Raw genomic sequence first — 21,265 nt, 5'->3', positions numbered from 1 at the left:
TCTGCTCAATGTTTGCTCATCGCCTGGAGAGCCGCATGTTTTCTGGATGTGCACGGAATGCCCAGAGGATGTTCCCAGGGTTGTTCACAATGTGTGTGTGTAAACCTCGAAACTTGTGCATGAACGTCACTGCGTGGGCAGCGGGGCGGCAAGATATCCACAATTTACATCGGCGGCTTTTTAAAACTGTTTTTATAAACAGTGTTTTTTCTGGAAATGATGCGCCGCAAGAAAAAAAGACACAGTCTTGGGCTGAACTGTGTCTTTTTTGAGCAATGAATTTCAGATGATTGAAATTACAGCGATTTTTTTCTTGTAGAGGGCACTTACAGCAGGGTTATTCACAGAAGTTGTGGAAACTCTGGTGTGGCTGCCATCGGCGATATCTATCCACAAGGGAAATGCCCGCGGCACTTCCCCTGCCGATCTCGTACGCTTATTTCCCCCAGTTCCAGCCAACCAGCGGCACATAGATCTGTGTGCTGTAAGTGACCGGACGTTTTCTCTCCGGGGTGGTGAACGAGAAGTTGAAGTCATAGGTATCGAAATTGCGGTCACTGTCCCAGAATGCCGGTTTTTCTGCGCGTTGCGGCGGCATGGGGGGCAGGATCAACTTGAAGACGACAGATTCCCCAGCCTTGATGACGTCGGGCAGACCTTCAAAGCGTGGCTGGTAGCTCGCGGCGTTTTCGAAGTCGCTGCTGTAGTGGGCCGGCGTCTGGCCATCACTGGGCATGAACTTGTTGACGCTCGTCGAGACATCAGTGATCGGGAAGTCCTTGCCGACAGCCGTCAGGCGGTAGTACTTCACGGTGCCACCGTTCTTGAAGTCGTTGTAGAACGCCTGTCTGCCCGCCATATCGTTGGGGGATGTACCCAGGCCGAGTGCATAGTCGCGGCCATCAAGACGGCTGATCGTATTGAAGTTGTTGGGGTCCTGTTCGCCGACGACTTCCTCGTAGCCGGACGCGTCTTCCACGCGGAGGGATTCCAGCAGGAGGGCGGAGGCATCCGCCGGTGCCGGTTCGACGCGCACCACCAGGCGCTGAACCTCGGTCAGTTCGGAACCATCGGACACTTGCAGGGTGAACTTATAGTCTCCCGGAACGTCGATATTGCAGATCTTCAGCGACATGCGATTGGACTCGACCGGATTGCTGAACGATGGCTGGATATTGCTGCCCGACGGTTGTTCGACGGAAAGGCGGTAGTAAAGCTGATCGCCATCGGGGTCGAGTGCTGTCGCTTCGATGATGATGTTCTCGACGTCACCCATTTTTTTGGTGTGGCCCCAGCCCAGCTTGGGAGATTTCAGGTTGCTGAAGTCGCAAGCCAGACCGTCCTGCGCCTTGGTGCCATTGCTGATGAGGGGGTAGCGGTAGATCCCTTCACTTTCATCCAGCGTGCCCGGCGTCGTACCGATGAAACGTGCAACCGGCGGATTGTTTTTTGCCTTCGCCATTACCGTTGCTGTTTTGGGGTAGTCCGTCCACTCAGAGATACGGCTGGGTGTTCCCGCACTGTCATAGACAATCAGTTCGGCTTCATAGGCACCGGGGACGTCGGGGACAAAGCTGGCGCGCGCTTCGTTGGCGTGTTTGAGCTCCGCCTTGCTGTTGGCGGGCTTCAGCGCCCAGCGCCATTGGTATTTCATGCCATACGTACCATCGTCCGGGTCAGAACTCTGGGTGCCGTCAAACCATGCTTCGATACCTGTCATGACGCTGCTGGTTTCGGCAGTGACCTTTGCCTGTGGCCGACGGTTTGCCCCACGGCGTACGGAGACAGTCTGGGAAACGCGCTGACTGTCTGCCTTGCCATCGTTGACGGTCAGGTACATGGTGTAGTCACCAAGTAGCGGGACACCTGATGCAGTGCCGGTCGATGTGGGCCGGAAACTCACGGTAGTACGTCCGGTGTAGCTGCTGATATCCGGACGGGTGAAATTTTCAGGGGTGTCGCCCCATTCCCATTTGTACGTCAGCGCGTCGCCGTCTTTGTCATAAGAGTCGCTATAGAAGTAAATGTAGGCCGCACTGGTGCCGCTGGCACTCAGCAGCTCGGCTTCGCCTAGCGGATAGTGATCACGCAAGACGGCCACCGGCGGGGTGTTGGCGACATTTTCCGGACTGCTGACGGTCACGGTGGCACGTCCGGCGGAACTGCGGCTGGTGCCGTCAAAGACATAAAGATCCAGGTTGTAGGAGCCTGCTATGTCCGCCGAGAAGGTCGGTGTGGCTGTGTTGGCGTTTTCCAGCTTGACGTTGGCATAGGCCGTCTGCGGCAGATTGCTGATATAGGGCGACAGACGCCAGGTGTACTCCAACTCGTCGCCATCAGCGTCCTGACTGGCCGAACCATCCAGTTTGATGGATTGGCCAGGCTGGCTGACATACGGGCCGCCCGCTATCGCGACTGGCTGGGTATTGGCATGGGTCGCGTTCACCGTGATGACGAATTCATTGCTGGTCTTGCGTCCGTACTTGACGACCAACTTGGCCAGATAGACACCGGGTACCGTTGGCGTAAAGCCCGGTTTGGCGGAATAGGCATCGTATAACCGGACGGCCTTGCCATTGGGATCGCTGACGGTCCAGTGATAGCTCATGCCCTGAGCATCGCCACCGGCAGGCGGGGTGCTGTCGCTTCCATCAAGCTGTGCCCAGCCATTGATCAGGGCATTGACGATATCCGTCGGGCCGGCGGCCACCGGATCCGTGCTGCCTGCGGTAATCAGGACACGGCTATGGTTGCTGCTGCCGGCGCTATTGCTGACGACGAGGTCGAATTCATAACGCCCGGCGACATCAGCAATGAAAGAGGGGCTTGCGGTATCGGCTTGGCTGAGGCTGGCCGAACTACCGTCGGGTTTGCTGACCAGGGTCCAGGTATAGCTGGCCGCGCCGGTGCTGCCGGTGCCGTTTAGCTTGACCGTGGCGCCGACCAGGACGGACTGGGCAGTACCGGCGTGGGCAACGGGCGTACTGACATTGCTGCCATTGCCGGTCCAGTCGTCGGAAGCGCCGTCGCCGCCGCCGCAGGCAGCCAGAACCAGTGCTGCGCCTAGGCTCAGCGCGAGATTGCGAACAGTGGGTTTCATAAAGTGTTCCTCGGGGTCGGAATCAGAATTGCAGGGTGACGCCCAGCCTGGCGGTACGGCCAGGCGCGGGAACCAGGCCCAGGCTCAGTGCATCCAGGTAATAGCGATCGGTAACGTTGTCGATGTTGAAATCCACGCTGATGTTGTCGTTGACGCGATAGGTGGCGAACAGATCGAAAATCCGGTAGGAGTGCCAGGGCACCGGACGCAGGAAACCGTTGCGGGTATCGTCAAAGGCCGTTGGCATATTGCGCTGGCCCATGAAGGTGCCGCGTACGCCCAACATCAGCCGGCGGTCGAACAGGCGGGTGCCGATACGCGACGAGGCATGCCAGCGCGGTGGAATCATGTTGGTGACGTAGCTGTTGGCCAGGCCGTAGTCGGTGCAGTCGTAGCGCCGGAACGAGGCTTGTTCGCAGACCGCAATATGGTTGTAGCGGGTGCCTGCGGCTTCGAAGAAAAACACGCCGGCGTCGTATTCCACCGAGAGTTCGGCGCCGCGCACGCTGACCTTGTCGATATTGCGCATGCGGAAAACGTTGCGGCTGTCAGTGTCTTCCCAGCCGTAGCTGACGGTGCGTGTCAGGTAGTCCGAGGTGGTGTTGCTGAAATAGGCCAGCTTGACACGCAGCTTGTCGGTGTTGGTGAAGACGGCATCGCGCAACAGGTTCACGCCCACTTCCCGGTTGTAGGCATGTTCGGGTTTCAGGTCTGCGCCGATCGTGGGGGCGACCGAAAAACCACTGGTGTTTTCGAACAGGCTGGGCATGCGGATAGCTTCGGCATAGCGCAGATACACCTGCAAGCCGTCCGTGGGTTCCCAGGTCAGGCTGGCTAGCGGCGTGGAGCCGCTATTGCGGCTGCTGTAGAACACCGGCAGGCATTTGCCGAATGCATCGACGGCTTCGCACCAGGAACTGCCGGCTGCCGGCGTCTGGGCCTTGTGATCTTCAGATTTGTAGCGGCTGTAGCGCAGGCCGGCATCCAGCGTCAGTGTCGGCAATACTTCCCATTTGATGGCCGTGAACAGGTTGTACTCGCGCCGCTCGCCGGCACGGGCATCGCCGTTCGCACCGAAGATATCCGAACCATCGCCGGACTTGCCATCCGGGCCGACGGTTTCGCGTTGCAGCGAGAAACCGTAGCGCCATTCCGGCCTTCCCCAAACCTCGAAGCGCGAGGTATTGCTGATGTCGAAGCCGGTACGTTTGTAGCGCTCGGTGACGTTGCTGGACTCGGTGGTGATGCCGCTGGCGAAATCGCCGGAGACAGCATAGAGGTCGTTATTGCTCTTGGTATTGGTATGCCACAGATTGGCTTTGACATCGAACCAGGTACTGTCGGCCGGTGCCCAGCGGTAGCGGCTGGTATAGGTATTGGCCGTGACATGGCTGTTATTGGTCTGCGCGATGTCATTGGTCCAGAGCAGTTGCGAGGGCATCAGCTCGCCATAGCTGCTGTCGTAACGCAGCCAGCTCAGTTCCAGATCATGGTCGGCCGGCAGCAGGAACTTGGCCTTGACCAGGGTGGACTCGCTTTCAAAATTGGTATTGGCGATGCGTTCTCCGCCACGAAAACGTGTCGCACCCTGCAGTTCAGGACGGACTTCGGTATAGAAGGGGAGCTTGCGCTGGTCGGAAAAATCGACATACGGCGTTGGGCCGTGCGTCCCGGCGTAGTAGTTACCTTGTTCGCGTCGGGCATAGGCAGCCACGAGATCCACGGCGTCGAAACGCTGCGCCAGCGCAATGCTGCCTGCCCAGCTTTTGGGTTTGTACCAGTCTGGCCGATCCATGCCCTCATCGGAAGCAAAACGGCGCGGCATGGCATAGGTGCCGCCACCGGGGCGGGCTTCATTGCAGACTTCAGGGCTGGAGCAGTTGATGCGCCAGGCGCCGTTGTCCACGCCGCCGCCGCGCAGGAAATAGCCGGAAGGGGTGCCGGGGGCGGGGGCCGAGCCGCTGTTGTTGCCTATCATCTGACCGCGTACACGCACACCGAAGGTGCGCCCTTCGCGCAGGATGTCATCGGCACCGATGGTACGGGCGCTGACCAGGCCGCCCGTCGCGCCTTCGCCGCCTGCGGACATGGTGGGGCCTTTCTCGATCAGAATGCCGCCGATCAGATCGGGGTCGATATAGCTGCGCGACGATACGCCGGAATAGCCGCGATAGACCGTGGTTTCCTGGCGTGCGCCGTCCACCAGCACCGGCACGCGGCCCTGGCCTTGCATGCCCCGGATATTCACATCCAGGCCACCGGAATTGCGGTTTTCACCGATCAGTACGCCGGGAATGCCTTGGAAAATATCGCCCACCGAGGTGCCGCGGAACAACTCGATATCATCGCGAGACAGCACTTTCATCGAACTGGCGCTGCGGAAGGGCAGGTCTTTATCGGTCTCGTCCGGCGCCGCGCCCTGAACCTCGATCTCGCTGAACTGGAAGATCCCGTCGCGGGCGGCGGGGGCGGCTTCCAGCGTGTAGCCAGTGACGCCGGCACGCGCGTTCAGGCCGGTGCCGCTCAGCAATTGATCCAGGCCGGCACGGACGGTGTAGCTGCCTTCCAGGCCGCGCGAACTCAAGCCCTGCACCTGCTCCGGTGTGAACGACAGGTTCAGGCCGGCCTGGCGTGCAAACTGGTTCAGGCGGTCGGAGAGCGGGCCGGGGGCGATGTGGTAGCTCTGGACGCTATTGGCGCTGCTTTGCCCCTGGGCTTGTACCGGCTGTTGCGGATAGGCCAGTACCAGTGCTGCCACCAGCGTCAGAGGCGGGCAAAGACTGAGAGCACGAAGACGTGTGCCGGGTGCGCGGCGGGACGAAGGAGGTGACTGGCGGCCTGGAGAAGATAAGGGCATGACGGCAAGATCCGGAAGTGTCTTTCCTTCTATGCCGTACGAAAACGCAAAACCCGACAAAAATTTCTACGCAATTCATTTCTATTCTTGTTACGGACGCTGCCGGACAAAAATAGCTGACTGTGGGGGAGGGCTCAAGCCTGGGCGCGGACGGTGGTCCAGTAGCGGGTACGCTGGCCGATTTCCACCGGCAGGACGCGTGGCAGCAGCGCCAGCAGGCTATCCGTATCGTTCAATTGATAGGTGCCTGAAATGCGCAGTGAGGCGATTTCCGGGGCCCAGTCCAGGCGGCCGGGACGATATCGCCCGATTTCCGCCAGAAAATCCGACAGCAGCATGTCCTGTGCGACCAGTTGGCCTTCTGTCCAGGCCATCATGTCCATGCCAGGGTTGGCAATGGGCCGGGCGGCGTTGGCGGTCAGGAGATAGTCGCCGGCAGCATGGGCCAGCGTGGGCGCTTGCATGTGCCGTCCTTGCATCGGCACATTGCCGGTTGCGACATGCAGCTGGCTGCCATCCGACCGCTGGCGCACGGAGAACTGCGTGCCGGTTGCGTCCAGGCTGCCGTCGCGGGTTTCGACCCGCAGGGGCAGGAAAGGAGCGCCAGGCCGCGCAGCGACGCTGTTGAGGCTGATTTCGCCACGGTCCAGCAGAATCAGGCGCTCGTCCGGGCCAAAGCGCAGGCGCACGGCGCTATCGGTATTGAGGTGCAGGCGTGAGCCATCGTCCAGTGTCAGCAAGGCACGCTGGCCGATGCTGGTGGCATGGTCGGCACGCAGGCGTTGCCACGGCGTGTACTCGTGGACGATCCAGCCGGCGGGGAAGGCCAGCACCAGCAGGCTGCCGAACTGACCCAAGGCGCGGCGGCGCGATAACTGGTTGGCGGAGCGGTGCAGCAGCTTGGACGGGCTGACCGGCAAGCCCGCGGGAACCTGCTGGACATGCTGGCGTAACTGGCTGTATGAGGACTGCACGGATTGCCAGGCATGCTCATGGGTGGGGTGGCGCTGGCGCCAGTTCATACAGGCCTGTTGCAGGCTGGTGTCGCCAGGTTGGGATTGCAGGCGAACCAGCCAGAGAATCGCCTGCTTTTCCAGTTTTTCGTTGCCGACGGACATCGCGTGACTCATGCGCAATGCTGCATCAGCTGATGGCAGTGGAACAGCGCGTCTGCCATATAGCGTTCCACGGTACGAACGGAAATACCCATCTGTTCGGCAATCTCTGCATAGCTCAGGCCGTCGAGCTGGGCCATCAGGAAGGCGGTGCGAACCTTGGGCTTCATGGCTTCGATCAGCTGGGAGAGCTGCTGCAGGGTTTCGATAATCAGGGCATGCTCTTCGGGAGACAGTGCCAGCGGCTCAGCTTGCTGCGCCAGGGCATCCAGATAGGACTGCTCCAGTGATTGCCGACGCCAGAAGTCGATGACCAGCCCATTGGCGATGGTTTTCAGATAGGCGCGCGGTTCCTTGAGTGCCTGGCCATCCAGGGCCTGTGCCTGATTGCGTGTGAGCATGCGCAGGAATGTATCCTGAGCGAGATCGGTCGCCTGGCTGGAGTTGCCCAGTTTGCGCGCCAGCCAGCGCAATAGTTCGCCGTAATGCGCCCGGTAAAGGCATTCAATGGTGCTGTGGTCGGCGGAGGCCTGGCGCGACATGGTCTGGCAGTGGCGTAAGGAACAAAGCGGTGGAACGAAGGGCGGCAACGAAAAGCCGCAGGGATCGGGCAGGCGTGCCGGAAATGCGGGCTGTCGATCTGTTTATGCTATAGAAAATGAAACTTATTATCAATAGTGGTCTGGAAAATACAACAGACTAAAACCGGCGACGGACGCAACTGCTGCATCGGGTCCTGCGCCGCCTGCGATGTCGGCGGCATCCTTTTCCGGCAGTGGCTGCCTCAGCTATGATCGGCAGCAGCAGTCATGCGGTATGCGCAAGGAACAGAGAATGAAGAGCATAGACCTCAACAGCGATCTGGGGGAAAGCCTGGGCGCCTGGAAAATGGGGGATGACGCCTCCATGCTGGATATTGTCAGCAGTGCGAATATCGCCTGTGGCTATCATGCGGGCGATCCTGCCGGTATTTTGGCCACCCTGGAGGCCGCGCGTCAGCGTGGCGTGACCGTGGGTGCGCATGTGGCCTATCCCGATCTGCTCGGTTTCGGCCGGCGCAACATGGATATGGCCAGCGCTGATCTCACGGCTGCCGTGATTTACCAGATCGGGGCGCTGCAGGGGCTGGCGCAAGCGGCAGGCACGGCGGTGCGCTATGTCAAACCGCATGGCGCGCTCTATAACACCATTGCGCATGACAGGCGCCAGGCCCAGGCGGTGATCTCAGCCATCCAGGCCATAGACGTCAGCCTGGCGCTGGTGGTACTGGCGGGTTCGCCCTTGGCTGCCTGGGCGGCGGATGCGGGCCTGCGTACAGTCGCGGAAGCGTTTGCCGACCGCGCCTACACGCCCCAGGGCGCACTGCTGTCACGCCGGGAGCCGGGGGCCGTGCTGCATGACCCGGTCTTGGTGGCCCGGCGCATGCTACGCCTGGTTCAAGACGGCGTGGTCGAGGCCGTGGACGGCAGCCTGGCTCCGGTCATGGCGGATTCCATCTGTGTGCACGGTGACAGCCCCGATGCTGTCGCCATGGCACGCGCCGTACGGGATACGCTGCAACAGGCGGGGGTGGCTGTGCGCGCTTTTGCCTGAGGCAAGAGGCATGCTGCGCGCTGTCGTGCCATGACTGGCTTGGTTCTTTCCTGATTGGATCTGGAGTTGCCCTTGCATTTTCTTCCCGTCAATTCGCACGCCATGCTGGTCGAGCTTGAAGGTCTGGCGCAGGTGCAAGCCTTGTTCGAGGCCATGCAGGCCGATCCGCTCCCGGGTGTGGAAGAGCTGGTGCCGGCGGCACGTACCCTGTTGGTGCGTTTCCAGCCGGCAACGGTCAGCCGCGAAAGTCTGGCCGGGCATATTGCGGCCTTGCGCACGCAGGCCGGTGAACGGCCGCCGGGCGAACTGGTGGAAATTCCGGTGCGCTATGACGGCGAAGATCTCGATGAGGTGGCGCAGTTACTGGGGCTGAGCCGGGAAGAAGTGATACGGCGCCATACCGGCAGCGAGTACAGCGTCGCTTTTACCGGGTTCGCGCCCGGTTTTGCCTACCTGGCCGGCGGCGATCCGATCTTCGAAGTGCCGCGCCGCGCGACGCCGCGCACCCGTATCCCCGCAGGCGCGGTCGGGCTGGCGGGCCGTTTCAGCGGTATCTATCCCCAGGCCAGTCCGGGCGGCTGGCAGATCATCGGCGTGACCGATGTGCCCATGTGGGATGTTGCGCGTGCCACACCGGCCCTGTTGCGCCCCGGGATGCGAGTGCGCTTCATCGAGCAGGCGCGGCAGGCGCCCAGGCAGATATCCGGTCAGCCTGGGGATACGCAGCCGCCTGAACCGCTGGCATCAGCGGTTCAGGCGGTATCCCCAGCATCCGTTGCCGGCGGCGATGCCACCTGTGTCGTGCGTCAGCCGGGTTTGCTGGCCTTGTTCCAGGATCAGGGGCGGCCGGGGCTGGCGAGCCAGGGAGTCAGCGCAGCCGGTGCTCTGGACCAGGCTGCGCTGCGTGAGGCCAATCGGTTGGCAGGCAACGCGGCGGACACGGCGTGCATTGAGTTCGTGCCTGGCGGCTTTGAAATCGAATGCCAGGGAGAGATGGTGGTTGCCGTGGCAGGCGCGGATGTGCCGCTGACGCTGTGTGACCGCGCGGGGCGCCAGATCCGCCTGCCCAATCACCACCCTTTGGCCTTGACTGATGGCGATCGCCTGACGGTCGGCGCAGCATTGGCGGGCAGTCGGGCGTATCTTGCCGTACGCGGCGGGTTTGCCGTCGCTGCGTTTCTGGGCAGTCGTTCCAGCGATACGCTGGCCCGTATCGGGCCGCCCGCCTTGCGGGCGGGAGACCGGCTGCCGGTATTGCCTGCCCGTCATGGTTGCGTGGGCGAGCCGGGAGCGCCGCGTCCGGACTTGCCCAGACCGGGCGAGACTGTCTGGCTGGACCTGACGCTGGGGCCCAGGGCCGATTGGTTTACGGAAGAGGCGCTGGCGTTGCTGGCGCAGCAAACCTGGCTGACGACGCCGCAATCGAATCGCGTGGGGATACGGTTGCAGGGGGCGGTGCCGCTGGCACGCAGTCAGCAAGCCGAGTTGCCCAGTGAAGGGACAGTCGCCGGCGCCCTGCAAGTACCGCCGAGCGGCCAGCCCGTGTTGTTTCTTGCGGATCGTCCGTTGACCGGCGGCTATCCTGTCATTGCCTGCGTGGCACCCTATCATCTGGATCGTGCCGGGCAGATCCCGGTGGGTGCCCAGGTGCGCCTGCGTGTGCTCGAACCATTCCGACCCATCCGTCCGGTGTTTCCGCCTGCCGCCGGTGCCGTAGCGGCAGCCAGTCCGGCGGCACTCCTTTCTCTTCAGCCATCGCCATGAAAAAAATCCTTATCGCCAACCGCGGCGAAATCGCTGTGCGCATTGCCCGGGCTTGCGCCGATTATGGGGCGGCGTCAGTGGCTGTCTATGCTGATGCCGACTTTGATGCCCTGCATGTGCGCATGGCTGATGAAGCCTATGCCTTGCACGGCGAACGGTCTGTCGATACTTATCTGAACATCGGGAAACTGCTGGAGGTGGCCCGTCGCAGCGGCGCCGACGCCGTGCATCCCGGCTACGGATTCCTGTCTGAAAATGCGGCTTTCGCGCGGGCCGTCATGGACGCGGGGCTGATATGGATAGGGCCGCCGCCAGCGGCCATCGAGCAACTGGGCGACAAGGTACAGGCACGCAAGCTGGCCATGCAAGTGGGCGCGCCGCTGGTGCACGGGACGAGCGATCCGGTACGCGATGCCGGAGAAGTCCTGGCGTTTGCCCGCGAGCATGGTTTGCCGGTGGCGATCAAGGCGGCGTTCGGTGGAGGTGGGCGCGGCCTGAAGGTTGCCAGGAAACTGGAAGAAATCGAGGAGCTGTATGCGTCGGCGGTGCGCGAAGCGTTGGCTGCCTTTGGCCGGGGCGAATGCTTTGTCGAGCAGTTCCTGGATCGGCCCAGGCATGTAGAGGCCCAGGTGCTGGCGGATCAGCATGGCAATGTGGTGGTCGTCGGCACACGGGATTGTTCCCTGCAGCGGCGCAACCAGAAGCTGGTGGAAGAGGCTCCCGCCCCGTTTCTGAGCGAGGCGCAGCGTGAACGCATCCATCGTGCCGCCCGCGATATCTGCCTGGCAGCGTCTTATGTCGGTGCGGGAACCGTGGAGTTCCTGTTGAGCGCCAACGGTGCCATTTCATTCCTGGAGGTCAATACGCGCTTGCAGGTCGAGCATCCTGTCACCGAGGAAACGACGGGCGTGGATCTGGTACTGGAGCAATTGCGCATTGCAGATGGCGCCGCCCTGTCTCTCAAGGAAACGCCGGTGCCGCGCGGCCATGCCTTCGAGTTCCGTATCAATGCCGAGGATGTCGGACGCGGATTCCTGCCGTGTCCAGGGCCGGTGCAGCGCTTTGATCCGCCCTCCGGCCCGGGTGTGCGTGTGGACAGCGGTGTGACGGCCGGGTCGGTGGTCTCCGGCCATTTTGATTCCTTGCTGGCCAAGCTGATCGTGACCGGTGCCACGCGAGACGAGGCGATTGCCCGGGCCAGGCGCGCATTGGCCGAGTTCCGAATCGACGGCTTGGCGACCGTGCTGCCGTTTCACCGCGCCGTCATGGCGCATGAGGATTTCACCGTGGCGGTGCCGTTCCGGGTGCATACGCGCTGGATAGAAACCGATTTCGCCAACACCTTGCCGGCGCAAGCGCCTGGCCGGGAGACTCCGGCGCCCGCTTTGCAGCGCCTGGACATTGAATGGGAGGGCCGGCGGGTGGCGCTGGGCCTACCTATCCAGTTATTGCAAAGCCTGGTGGGGGGACGGGTGGTGGTTGAAGGTGGCGGCCAGCCTGGCATGGCGCCGGCAGCGGCGAATGCGGTAAATGGGGTAAACGACGTCAATGCGGCAAAGGCGACCGGGCAAGCGCCTGCCGTACTGGCGCCGATTGCAGGCATTTTGCAGCGCTGGAAGGTGGAGGATGGGGCGCAAGTCGAGGAAGGCCAGCTGCTCGCCATCATGGAGGCCATGAAAATGGAGATGAGCATCGTCGCGCCCAGGGCCGGGCGCATCGAGCAGCTTGCGGCCGAAGGCAGCCAGCTCGCGGCCGCTGCCGCGTTGGCGGATATCACCTGAAAGTTGCGCCTGGGGGGGGGCGGACGCGCATGGGAAACCTGATGCGCAGCGTCACCAAACGACCACTGACCGCGGACGGTGGGCAGTGGGCAGTGGGCTGTGGTGATCACTGTCGGCCATGGCGCTCGACGGCATGGGAACGTTGTGGTTAGGGAACCCGGAGATATACTGCCGGTCAATAACCTAGCAATCACTAGATAAGCCAGCCTCCAACCGCTGGCGGCCTGCCATTGCCGGCATGCCGTGGCGGAAGGCCCATTGCAGCTGGCGTGGGAATAAGTACCATGGCTGACGCATCCAACACTTCCAGGGAACTGCAGATTTTTGATCCGCAGGCTCAACCATGGGCGCCGCTGCCTGTTGAGGCGCGCCTGCCGTCAGAACTCCTGACGGGCGACGCCATACAGGCGCGCCTGGGGCAGCTCGGCCAGGCGCCGGGCTCGGTGTTGGGGGGCGATATCGGCCTGAGCTTGCGTACCATGCCTGCAGCCATGCAGCCGGTGCAGGCAGCCGTTCTGATGCCCATTGTCATGCGCAGCGACGGGGCCGGCATGCTGTTGACGCAGCGCAGCGCCAACCTCAGCCATCATGCCGGGCAGGTCAGTTTTCCTGGCGGGCGGGCCGAGCACAGTGATGACGGGCCGGTTGCTACGGCACTGCGTGAAAGCCACGAAGAAATCGGCTTGCGCCCCGAGCAGGTTCGGGTTTTGGGTGCCTTGCCTCAATACTTGACGGTCACCGGGTTCGCTGTCACGCCGATAGCGGCCTGGGTGGAGGGCAACCCATCACTGGAGCCAGCGGTGCGGGAAGTGGCCGAGATTTTCGAGGCCCCGCTGGAGTATCTGCTGGATCCGGCCAATTACCGTATTCATTCCGCACAACTGCCCGATGGTGCCAGCCGGCGCTACTACTCGGTCTCCTGGGACAAGTACTTCATTTGGGGCGCGACGGCGGCGATGCTGCGCAATCTTTACCTGGCGCTGCGGCGCTGATGGGCGACGATGATCTGTGAGGGGCTACGGCCCGGGCGATCGCTTTCTGGTGCTGAATGAAGCAGCACTGGTAGGAATGCACATGTTTATTGATATAATAAGTAGAAACTAATTATTTCAATAGGTTGTTGCCACGTCGCCTTGGCGCTGTGCAGAGCCGCTACTGTGGGATGTGTATCTTCAATGAGATTGGGGAGCGGTCGGCAGAGCATTGCTGCGTGTATTGCATTGGGCATCGCATCCCTGATAATCCCGGTCCAGGCGCAGGAATCGTCGGAGGGGCCTGCGCAGCAGGAGCATGCGGCTGCCCAGGAAAACGAGTCGGCGATGGTGGCGCGGACTGCCCGTACCATCACTTTTGAAAGCCTGGGGGAGCGCTATCCCATCCGCTTGCATGGCGTGGACGTCGGGCGTAGCCTGCCTTTCAGTGTGCGTGCCGATGAGGTTGTCAGTGCGGCGCGGCTCAATCTGAATTATGCGTACTCGCCGGCCTTGCTGGAGGAGCTTTCGCAACTCAATATCTCCTTGAATGATGAAACCGTGGCGACGCTGGATTTGCCGCGTGCAGATGCCGGTCGGAACGTATCGGCCAGCCTGGTGTTGCCGGCACATTTGATGGCGGTATTCAATCAGCTGAAAATGCAGTTTCTGGGCCACTACACGATGGAGTGCGAGGATCCCCTGCACTCCAGTCTGTGGGTTTCCATTAGCAAGAATAGCTTTTTGGAGTTGGAGACGGCCCCGTTGCTGTTGCCGGACGAACTGGCGCTTCTGCCAGTCCCGTTTTTCGACCCTCGAGATAATCGTCTGCTGACTTTACCCATGGTGCTGGATGCAAGCCCTGATGACCAGGCGCTGGAAGCGGCGGGGATACTGGCTTCGTGGTTCGGTGCCATGGCGGATTACCGGGGGGCCAGATTTCCCGTGAGTCTGGATGCTGTGCCCCGGCAAGGCAACGCTGTCGTGATGCAGCAGGGCGAGGCAGCTCAGCGTTGGCTGGCCGAGCCGCTGCGAGGGCCGACGATTGCGATGATGACGCATCCCGATGATCCTGCCGCCAAGCTTTTGCTGGTGTTGGGGCGCGATAGTGCGGAATTGCGGCAGGCGGCGGCAGTGCTGGCCGTTGGTGCCGTTGCCCTCAGCGGACCGGTGGCCGAAGTGGGCGGCCTAGTCACGAAAAGGCCGCGCCAGCCTTACGATGCGCCGCGCTGGTTGGCGACTGACAAACCTGTGCAACTGGGAGCACTGACGACGGAAGGCGGGTTGAGCGTCTCGGGCTATGACCCCGGGACGATGCGTCTGAACCTGCGTTTGCCACCGGATCTGTTCGATTGGCAGGGCGCCGATGTGCCGCTGGATCTGAAATATCGCTATACCCCGCAGCCCACGGCCCGAAATTCGTCTTTGCTGGTCGGAGCCAATGAGCAGTATCTGCGATCGTATCCTTTGGTGGCGCAGGATCATCCCCGTTACGCCGAATTGGTACGGGGGGCACTGGGCACTGATGGCGACGCTTTGCAGCATGTGAGCATGACGTTGCCGCTGACGCTGCTGGCCGATCGTGGGCAGCTGCAGTTCCGCTTTATGTATGACTACTTAAAGGAAGGTATCTGCCGCGACATCATTGTCGATAATGTGCGCGGCAGCATTGATCCGACTTCGACGCTGGATTTCACGGGCTATGCCCATTACAAGGCCATGCCTGACTTGGCCGCATTCGTGTCGAGTGGCTGGCCGTTTACCCGCATGGCGGATCTCGCCGATACCCAAGTGTTGCTGGACGCCGAGCCCGGAGCACAAGCCCTGTCTGCATACCTGGAGGTCATGGGACGTTTTGGCGAGTCCACCGGTTTTCCTGTGCTGGCATTGCAAGTCAGCCGTGAGAGAAGCCCCGCCGGGGACGGCAAGGATTTGCTGGTTCTGACGGCAGCACCGGGGCGGGTGCGCGAGTTGTGGGGGGAAACCGCTCCTGCAGCTTATGACGTAGGGCAGCAGCATTTTTTTCAGACGTCTGATATAGCCTACCAACACGCGAGTGGAAAATCCGGGGCAGAGCGCTTGGCCGGAAGTGCTTGGCCCGCCCGGAGCGAGATCGGCTTCTTCAGTGCTGGAGATAGCGCGATCGTGGCAGGTTTCGAGTCGCCGGTCACGCCTCAACGCAGCGTGGTTCTGTTTGCCAGCGCGAACGAAAAAGGCTTGCTGGATGCGGCTCGGGCCATGCAGGTGGCAGGGATGCGCGCGAATATGCCCGAGTTGCGCAATGACAAGCAAGCGCCTGGCAGTGCCAATCACTTCGATGGCAGTCTGGTCGTGGTGCGTGGCGAAAAAGTCGATGTCCTGGTGGCTGAATCCACTTATTTCGTAGGTGAACTAAGCCTGTGGCAGCGTTGGCGCTGGTGGTGGCAGAATGGAGCGCCCTTATCGTGGCTAGACAGGTATGGTTGGCTGGCGGTCCTGGGCCTGTGCATCGTGTTGATCGGTGTAGTGGGCTGGTTTGGCCGAGCGACCGGACAGCAGCGCCTGTCATGGCGCTGGCCATGGCTACGACATGCATCCAAGCGTGGTGAGAACGGAAAATGAAGCGACTGTCGCATGACCTTGCCTATCGGTATTCGCGTGAGACATTTCATGTGCGGCGGCGCCAGTTGCTGGGGGGCGGTCTGTTCGCGGCCTGGGCGTCCTTTCTTGGCGCGCCTGTTGCTCTGGGTGCGCCCACCCAAGGTTCGCGGCCATGCCCGGCAGCCGTGCATTGGCCGCAGTGGCAGGCATTCCGTGACCATTTCATTCAGAAGGATGGCCGTGTGCTGGACGCAAGTACGGCATGGCAGCACAGTTCTTCCGAAGGGCAGTCCTATGCCATGTTTTTTGCATTGGTGGCCAATGACCCGGAAACGTTCGAGCGTCTCTGGCGCTGGGCGGTCAATAATCTGGCGCGTGGGAATATTCATGAGACTCTGCCTGCCTGGCTTTGGGGCGTGAACGACCAAGGTCAGTGGGGCGTGATTGACGACAACTCAGCGTCCGATGGGGATGTTTGGTTTGTCTATGACTTGCTGGAGGCGGCCAGATTATGGAATCGTCCCGATTACCAGCGTGATGCGATGGCCCTGCTGGCCCAGATAGAGCAGAAGGAAGTGGCGGTGCTGCCGGATTTTGGGGCAATGTTACTTCCGGGATTTCGTGATTTTGTGCGTACGGATGGTATTTGGCAGCTGAATGCGAGCTACCTGGTGTTGCCGCTGTTTCGCCGTTTGGCATTGGCTGCGCCTGACGGTCCTTGGGAAGAGGTGGCGCGCAATACGGTCAAGGTCTATCAAGGAGCGGGCCAGCATGGCTATGCTGCGGATTGGGTAGGCTGGCAGGTATTGCCGGGGCAGCCTGGGCGGTTTATCGACGATCCGGTGAAAGGCGAGCTGGGCAGCTATGACGCCATCCGTACCTATATGTGGGCTGGCGTGACGCCTGAGGATGACCCTTTGCATGACGCATTGTTGCAGAGCTTGCACGGCATGGCGCGGCAGGTTCGCCTGACGGGCTTGCCGCCTGAAAAAATCCAGGTATCGGCAGGAACCGTCAGTCAGGTCGGGCCATTTGGATTTTCGGCGGCGCTGGTGCCTTATTTCCGGGCACTGGGGGATGTCGATTCGATGCGCATTCAGCAGGAACGGGCCTCAAAAGGATGGCAGGACAGTCTGTCCAGCGAGGCCTTGGCTCAGGCCCAGCCGCCTTATTACGACCATGTGCTCAATTTGTTTAGTAGCGGATGGCAGGATGGTCATTATTCGTTCTTGAAGTCTGGCGAACTGCGCGTGGCCTGGGAGAAGCAATGTTGACGTCCGGATGGGTACGTTTGGCATTGGCTGCGGCGGGTGTGGGAATGGGGTTGGCAGCTCACGCACAGCCGTCCCGGGCCGACGCCGGCCAGGAGGCGCTGCGCTTGCTGCAGCAACAGGGGCAGTATTGGCAGGACCGTGGAGACTATAAGCGGGCCGCCGAATCCTGGGAGAAGTTGCTGCAAGTACAGCCGGAGAGTTCCCGGGCTTTTTATGGCATGGGTCTGGGCGCCTTGCAGCAGCATGACTTGGCGGGTGCTCGGCAGTGGCTGGAGCGCTTGCGTGCGCAAAATGGCAATGCAGCGGCGCATTATGCGGCACTGCTGGATCAAGCCATTCATTTTGAACGGCAGGATGCGGGTGCGGCTCTGGAAGAGGCGCGCACGCTGGTCGTATCACGAGATCTGGAGGCTGCCATTGCCAAGTATGACGAGGCATTGGCAGGGCAGGCGCCACAGGGCGAGCTGGCGTTCGAGTACTACAACTATCTGGGCTACACCAAAAACGGTCTTGCAGCGGCGATTAAAGGGCTGGAGACCTTGCTGAAGTCGGAGCCTGGCAACAAGGGATATGAGCTGGGGCTGGCCAAACACCTGGTGCGTGATCTGAAACGTCGCCAGGAGGGGTTGCGGCGTTTGCAAGCGCTCTCGACCGTACCTGCCGTGGCCAGTGAAGCCCAGGAGGCCTGGCGTGTTGCGCTGACATGGATAGGCCCGCCGACGGAGGAGTACCGTCCGTTTTTCGAGTCCTATCTGGCGCTGGGAAACGATGATGCGGAGATCCGACAGTTGTTGCAGCAAGCTACGCAGGCGCGTGAATCCAGGGCGCGTCCAGCATCGCAAACGACGGCTGCCGCACGGAAAAGCAGCCCCCCGGCAGTCAGTGAGTCCGCCAAACCGTGGGTGCAGGATGCGCGTATCACGGCAGGTATGCAGGCGCTGGAAAAAGGCGAGCTCCAGGAAGCAGAGCGTTATCTTCTGGAGGCGCAGGCGGCATTGCCTCGCAACGCGGACGTATTGGGCGGCCTGGGCCTGGTGCGAATGAAGCAGCAGGATTTCGCCGCCGCGGAAACCTTGCTGGCGCGTGCAGTCCGAGGTAGCAAAGCGTGGCAGCCAGCGCTGGAGACAGCACGCTACTGGAAGTTTTTGGCCGATGCCGGCCGGGCACAGGAGAACGGGGAGTATGCTGCGGCCTATCGGTTGGTGGCTCGTGCCCAGGAATTGGATACGCAGCAGACGGCTTCGTTCAACAGGCTGGCTCATATCCAGGCGGCGGAACAGAAGTGGGAGGATGCCGAGGCAAGTTATCGTGCCGTTCTGGTGCGGGAACCGGGCAACATCGAGGCGCTGCATGGCCTGGTGTATGTGCTGGAGATGTCTGGCCGGCCGCGCGAAGCTTTGCTGCTGGTGCAGGGATTGACGCCAGCCCTGCAGGCGGAATTCGGCGACATGATGCTCTTGCGGCAGCGGGTCGCCCAGTTACGTGTGCAGGATGCCTTGGCTCGCGGTAATGACGAGGAAACTGAGGCTGCGTTGCTCGAAGTCATGCGCTACCCGACGGACAAAGTCTGGCCGGGTTATGAACTGGCACGCCTGTATCTGCGGCAAGGCGATCCTGCCAGCGCACGCAGCGTCATGGAGGAAGTGCTGCGCGACGAGCCGGAGCATCCTGATGCTGCGTATGCCGCTGCGTTGATCGCGGAACAGCGGGGCGATTGGCACGCGGTACGTACTTTGCTGGCGCGCGTACCGTCGTCGCAGCATGGCGATAAGATCCCTACATTGATGAATCGCGCGCGTTTCTGGCTGGATCTGGATGACGCCCGGCAGGCTGCGCGGCAAGGGGAGACTGCGCGTGCTGCTGCTCTCCTATCCGGACTTGAGCAGGAACGCGGGTTGACGATTGTGCAGCTGACCGAAGTGGCGGATGCCATGATCGAGGCCAGTCTGCTGGAACAGGGCCTGATGCTGATGCGTCGCCTGGTGCCGGTCATGGGAACTTCCGAAGCTGGCGTCGGCGTGATGTTGCGTTATGGGGCTGCGCTGGTGCAGACGGGACAGCTTGTGGAAGCTGATATCGTGTTGCGCCAATTGCAGAGTGCGGATTTGAATCAGACGGAGCGCGAAGCGCTGCTCGCCATCTCTCAAATGCAGCAGGAAAAACAGGCGCGTCCTCAAGCGGATCCTGCCAGCCTGGATGCGGCGCGAGGTTTGCTGGCGGCCGCCGTGGCTTCTCGGCAGCCCGGGAAACCGCCGCAGGTGGCTCGACAGGAACCCGAGCATCAGGAACAACTCCTGATGCAGTATCGTGCCACTTTGGAAAGCGATCCCGGCAACGTCGAAGTGGCATTGCAGGCTGCAGAAGTGGCTGGCCGCCAGGGAGATGTCCGCTATATGGAAACGGTGCTGGGGAATGCGGTAGCCCTGTCGCAAGAGGATACTGAGGTGCTTGCGCGGGCGGCCAAGTTGGCGCGGCAGTACGGTCGGGCTGCGCAGGCAGAGGATTTTTATCAGGCAGCCGTACGGGTGGGGCAGCAACAGCACAGCGTTGATGCGGGAACTTTGGCCGCCTGGCAGGATGAGCTGGCAGCGCTCCGTGCGGAGCGTAATGTCGAAGTGCGCTGGGGCGTGATGGGGCGAGCCAATAATGGCGAGGCAGGCAGCAGCCGCATGCGCGAGGTGAGTACGCCCCTGGAAGTGCGCTTGCCTGCCGGGAGCGGGACGGTCGCTTTGCGTGCGACGCCGGTGTGGCTCGATGCCGGTACTGCAGCAGTGGATGCCGGTGTGCTGACGAACGGCAGCGTCGGACACACCGGAGCTCAGCGTGATAGCGGTGTCGGGGTCTCCGTGGCCTATGAGTCGGATTCGGGGGTGACGATGGATCTTGGCACTACACCCCTGGGTTTCCAGCGTACCAACGTGGTTGGCGGTCTGTCGGTGCAAGGTGCATTGAGCCAGCATACCGGCTATGGCGTCGAAGTGTCGCGTCGAGCCGTGACTGATAGCCTGCTGTCGTACGCGGGCACGCGAGATGCGCAGACGGATGAGCCATGGGGCGGCGTTACAGCCACAGGCGCGCTTGCCCGGCTGGGCTGGGATGATGGCGCCACGGGTGTGTATGGTTACGGCTCCTGGCATGCTTTGCGCGGTAAGAACGTGCGGTCGAACGGACGCATCGCCGGGGGTGTCGGGGTCTATCGGCACTTGTACGAAACAGCCGATGAGCGCTGGACGGCGGGCGTGCATGCCGGCGCGGTGGGATACCAGCGCAATCTGCGTTTTTTCAGCTGGGGGCATGGCGGCTACTTCAGCCCGCAATCCATGTATATGCTGAATTTTCCCGTCACCTGGGCCAAACGTGGTGACGATTTCAGCTACCGCTTGCAGGGAGCCATCGGGATCCAGCATTTCAAGGAAGACAGCGCGGATTATTTCCCTACCGATGCCAGCCGACAGGCGGCGGCAGAGCTGGCTGCGGCGCAGGCAGCGGGAGCCTCTGGGGCCACGGCGCGCTACGACGGACAGTCGCATACAGGTGTGGCCTATAACCTGGCCGCTGCAGCGGAGTACCGATTGAACCAGCAATGGGTTCTGGGCGGATCTATGACGATGGATAACGCCAGGGATTATCGACAGTGGGGCGGTGGCGTGTATTTGCGCTATTGGCTGCATCCGGTTGCGGCACCCTTGGCCCTTCCGTTGGAACCTTACAGATCCCCTTACAACAGGCCCTGAACCCTTGCATGGCAAATGTTTTTTCCATTCTCCCCCCAATTACTTAGATAAATAAAAAGGTTAATAACATGCCCGCTTCAGCTTCCCTGCTCGCAGGTTTGAGTATTCTGATGATTGGCGATAGCCATTTGACGTCGCCGGATTATCTGATCGACACACTGCATGACGATTTCGTGCGTCAAGGCGCTGTGGTTCATACGGTTGGTGTGTGTGGTTCGAATCCTGGCGATTGGCTGGCAGCGAGCGCGGGCACCTGCGGTGCGGCAGAGCGTCGTGGCAGCGAACGGGCGACGTTTCAACCCAGCGGTGGCCGCACGACGCCAATTGCTGCTTTGATCGCGGCAGACAAGCCTGATCTGTTGGTGGTTGTGATGGGTGATACGCTAGCCAGTTACGACAAGCCAGCCTTTCAAAAGGCCTGGGCATGGCAGCGGACATCGCAGTTCACCAAGACCGTCGCGGCGTCCGGGACGGCTTGCGTCTGGGTGGGGCCGGC

11 protein-coding genes and 1 pseudogene are annotated in these 21,265 nt (G+C 61.6%); 8 read left to right on the top strand and 4 right to left on the bottom strand.

Translation table 11 applies throughout. The annotated features are described in order from the left end of the window. Positions 1 to 436 precede the first annotated feature (436 nt). The 4 genes from ACNA1V_RS16430 to ACNA1V_RS16415 all read right to left on the bottom strand — a co-directional run bounded on the left by ACNA1V_RS16430 (position 437) and on the right by ACNA1V_RS16415 (position 7,614). The gene (locus ACNA1V_RS16430; protein ID WP_415834666.1) at positions 437 to 3,100 is read right to left on the bottom strand and encodes a PKD domain-containing protein; all 2,664 of its coding nucleotides are present in this window, start codon (positions 3,098 to 3,100) and stop codon (positions 437 to 439) included. Between the two features lie 22 nt (positions 3,101 to 3,122). Next, positions 3,123 to 5,957: a TonB-dependent receptor gene (locus ACNA1V_RS16425; protein WP_415834665.1), complete on the bottom strand. Its 2,835-nt coding sequence runs from the start codon at positions 5,955 to 5,957 to the stop codon at positions 3,123 to 3,125. A 134-nt stretch (positions 5,958 to 6,091) separates the two neighbouring features. Beyond that, complete coding sequence (locus tag ACNA1V_RS16420; RefSeq protein WP_415834664.1) at positions 6,092 to 7,087, bottom strand: FecR domain-containing protein; 996 nt, start codon at positions 7,085 to 7,087, stop codon at positions 6,092 to 6,094. Further along, positions 7,084 to 7,614, bottom strand: coding sequence for a sigma-70 family RNA polymerase sigma factor (locus ACNA1V_RS16415; protein WP_415834663.1), 531 nt, complete (start codon positions 7,612 to 7,614; stop codon positions 7,084 to 7,086). Before ACNA1V_RS16415 ends, ACNA1V_RS16420 begins: the two co-directional genes overlap by 4 nt. A gap of 292 nt (positions 7,615 to 7,906) precedes the next feature. On the opposite strand from ACNA1V_RS16415, the gene ACNA1V_RS16410 reads away from it, so the two are divergent. The 8 genes and pseudogenes from ACNA1V_RS16410 to ACNA1V_RS16375 form a co-directional block, all read left to right on the top strand. After that, positions 7,907 to 8,665, top strand: coding sequence for a LamB/YcsF family protein (locus tag ACNA1V_RS16410; RefSeq protein WP_415834662.1), 759 nt, complete (start codon positions 7,907 to 7,909; stop codon positions 8,663 to 8,665). A 72-nt stretch (positions 8,666 to 8,737) separates the two neighbouring features. After that, entirely contained in the window at positions 8,738 to 10,429 is a 1,692-nt protein-coding gene (locus ACNA1V_RS16405) for a 5-oxoprolinase subunit B/C family protein (protein WP_415834661.1), read from the top strand. After that, positions 10,426 to 12,210 carry an acetyl/propionyl/methylcrotonyl-CoA carboxylase subunit alpha gene (locus ACNA1V_RS16400; RefSeq protein WP_415834660.1) on the top strand — a complete coding sequence of 595 codons (1,785 nt, stop codon included), beginning with the start codon at positions 10,426 to 10,428 and terminating at the stop codon, positions 12,208 to 12,210. The genes ACNA1V_RS16405 and ACNA1V_RS16400 overlap by 4 nt, the downstream gene beginning before the upstream one ends. A gap of 284 nt (positions 12,211 to 12,494) precedes the next feature. Beyond that, complete coding sequence (locus tag ACNA1V_RS16395) at positions 12,495 to 13,202, top strand: CoA pyrophosphatase (RefSeq protein WP_415834659.1); 708 nt, start codon at positions 12,495 to 12,497, stop codon at positions 13,200 to 13,202. Between the two features lie 327 nt (positions 13,203 to 13,529). Continuing rightward, positions 13,530 to 15,782, top strand: a complete 2,253-nt coding sequence (gene bcsB, locus ACNA1V_RS16390; RefSeq protein ID WP_415834658.1) for a cellulose biosynthesis cyclic di-GMP-binding regulatory protein BcsB — start codon at positions 13,530 to 13,532, stop codon at positions 15,780 to 15,782. After that, positions 15,779 to 17,035, top strand: a complete 1,257-nt coding sequence (bcsZ, locus tag ACNA1V_RS16385) for a cellulose synthase complex periplasmic endoglucanase BcsZ (protein WP_415834657.1) — start codon at positions 15,779 to 15,781, stop codon at positions 17,033 to 17,035. Before bcsB ends, bcsZ begins: the two co-directional genes overlap by 4 nt. After that, entirely contained in the window at positions 17,029 to 20,769 is a 3,741-nt protein-coding gene (locus tag ACNA1V_RS16380; RefSeq protein ID WP_415834656.1) for a cellulose synthase subunit BcsC-related outer membrane protein, read from the top strand. The genes bcsZ and ACNA1V_RS16380 overlap by 7 nt, the downstream gene beginning before the upstream one ends. A 68-nt stretch (positions 20,770 to 20,837) precedes the next feature. After that, positions 20,838 to 21,265, top strand: a pseudogene (locus tag ACNA1V_RS16375) (SGNH/GDSL hydrolase family protein); the annotation flags it as partial.

It is taken from the genome of Kerstersia similis (assembly GCF_965139615.1).
GTDB classification, from domain to species: domain Bacteria; phylum Pseudomonadota; class Gammaproteobacteria; order Burkholderiales; family Burkholderiaceae_B; genus Kerstersia; species Kerstersia similis.
This window is presented reverse-complemented; position numbering and strand designations above follow the sequence as displayed.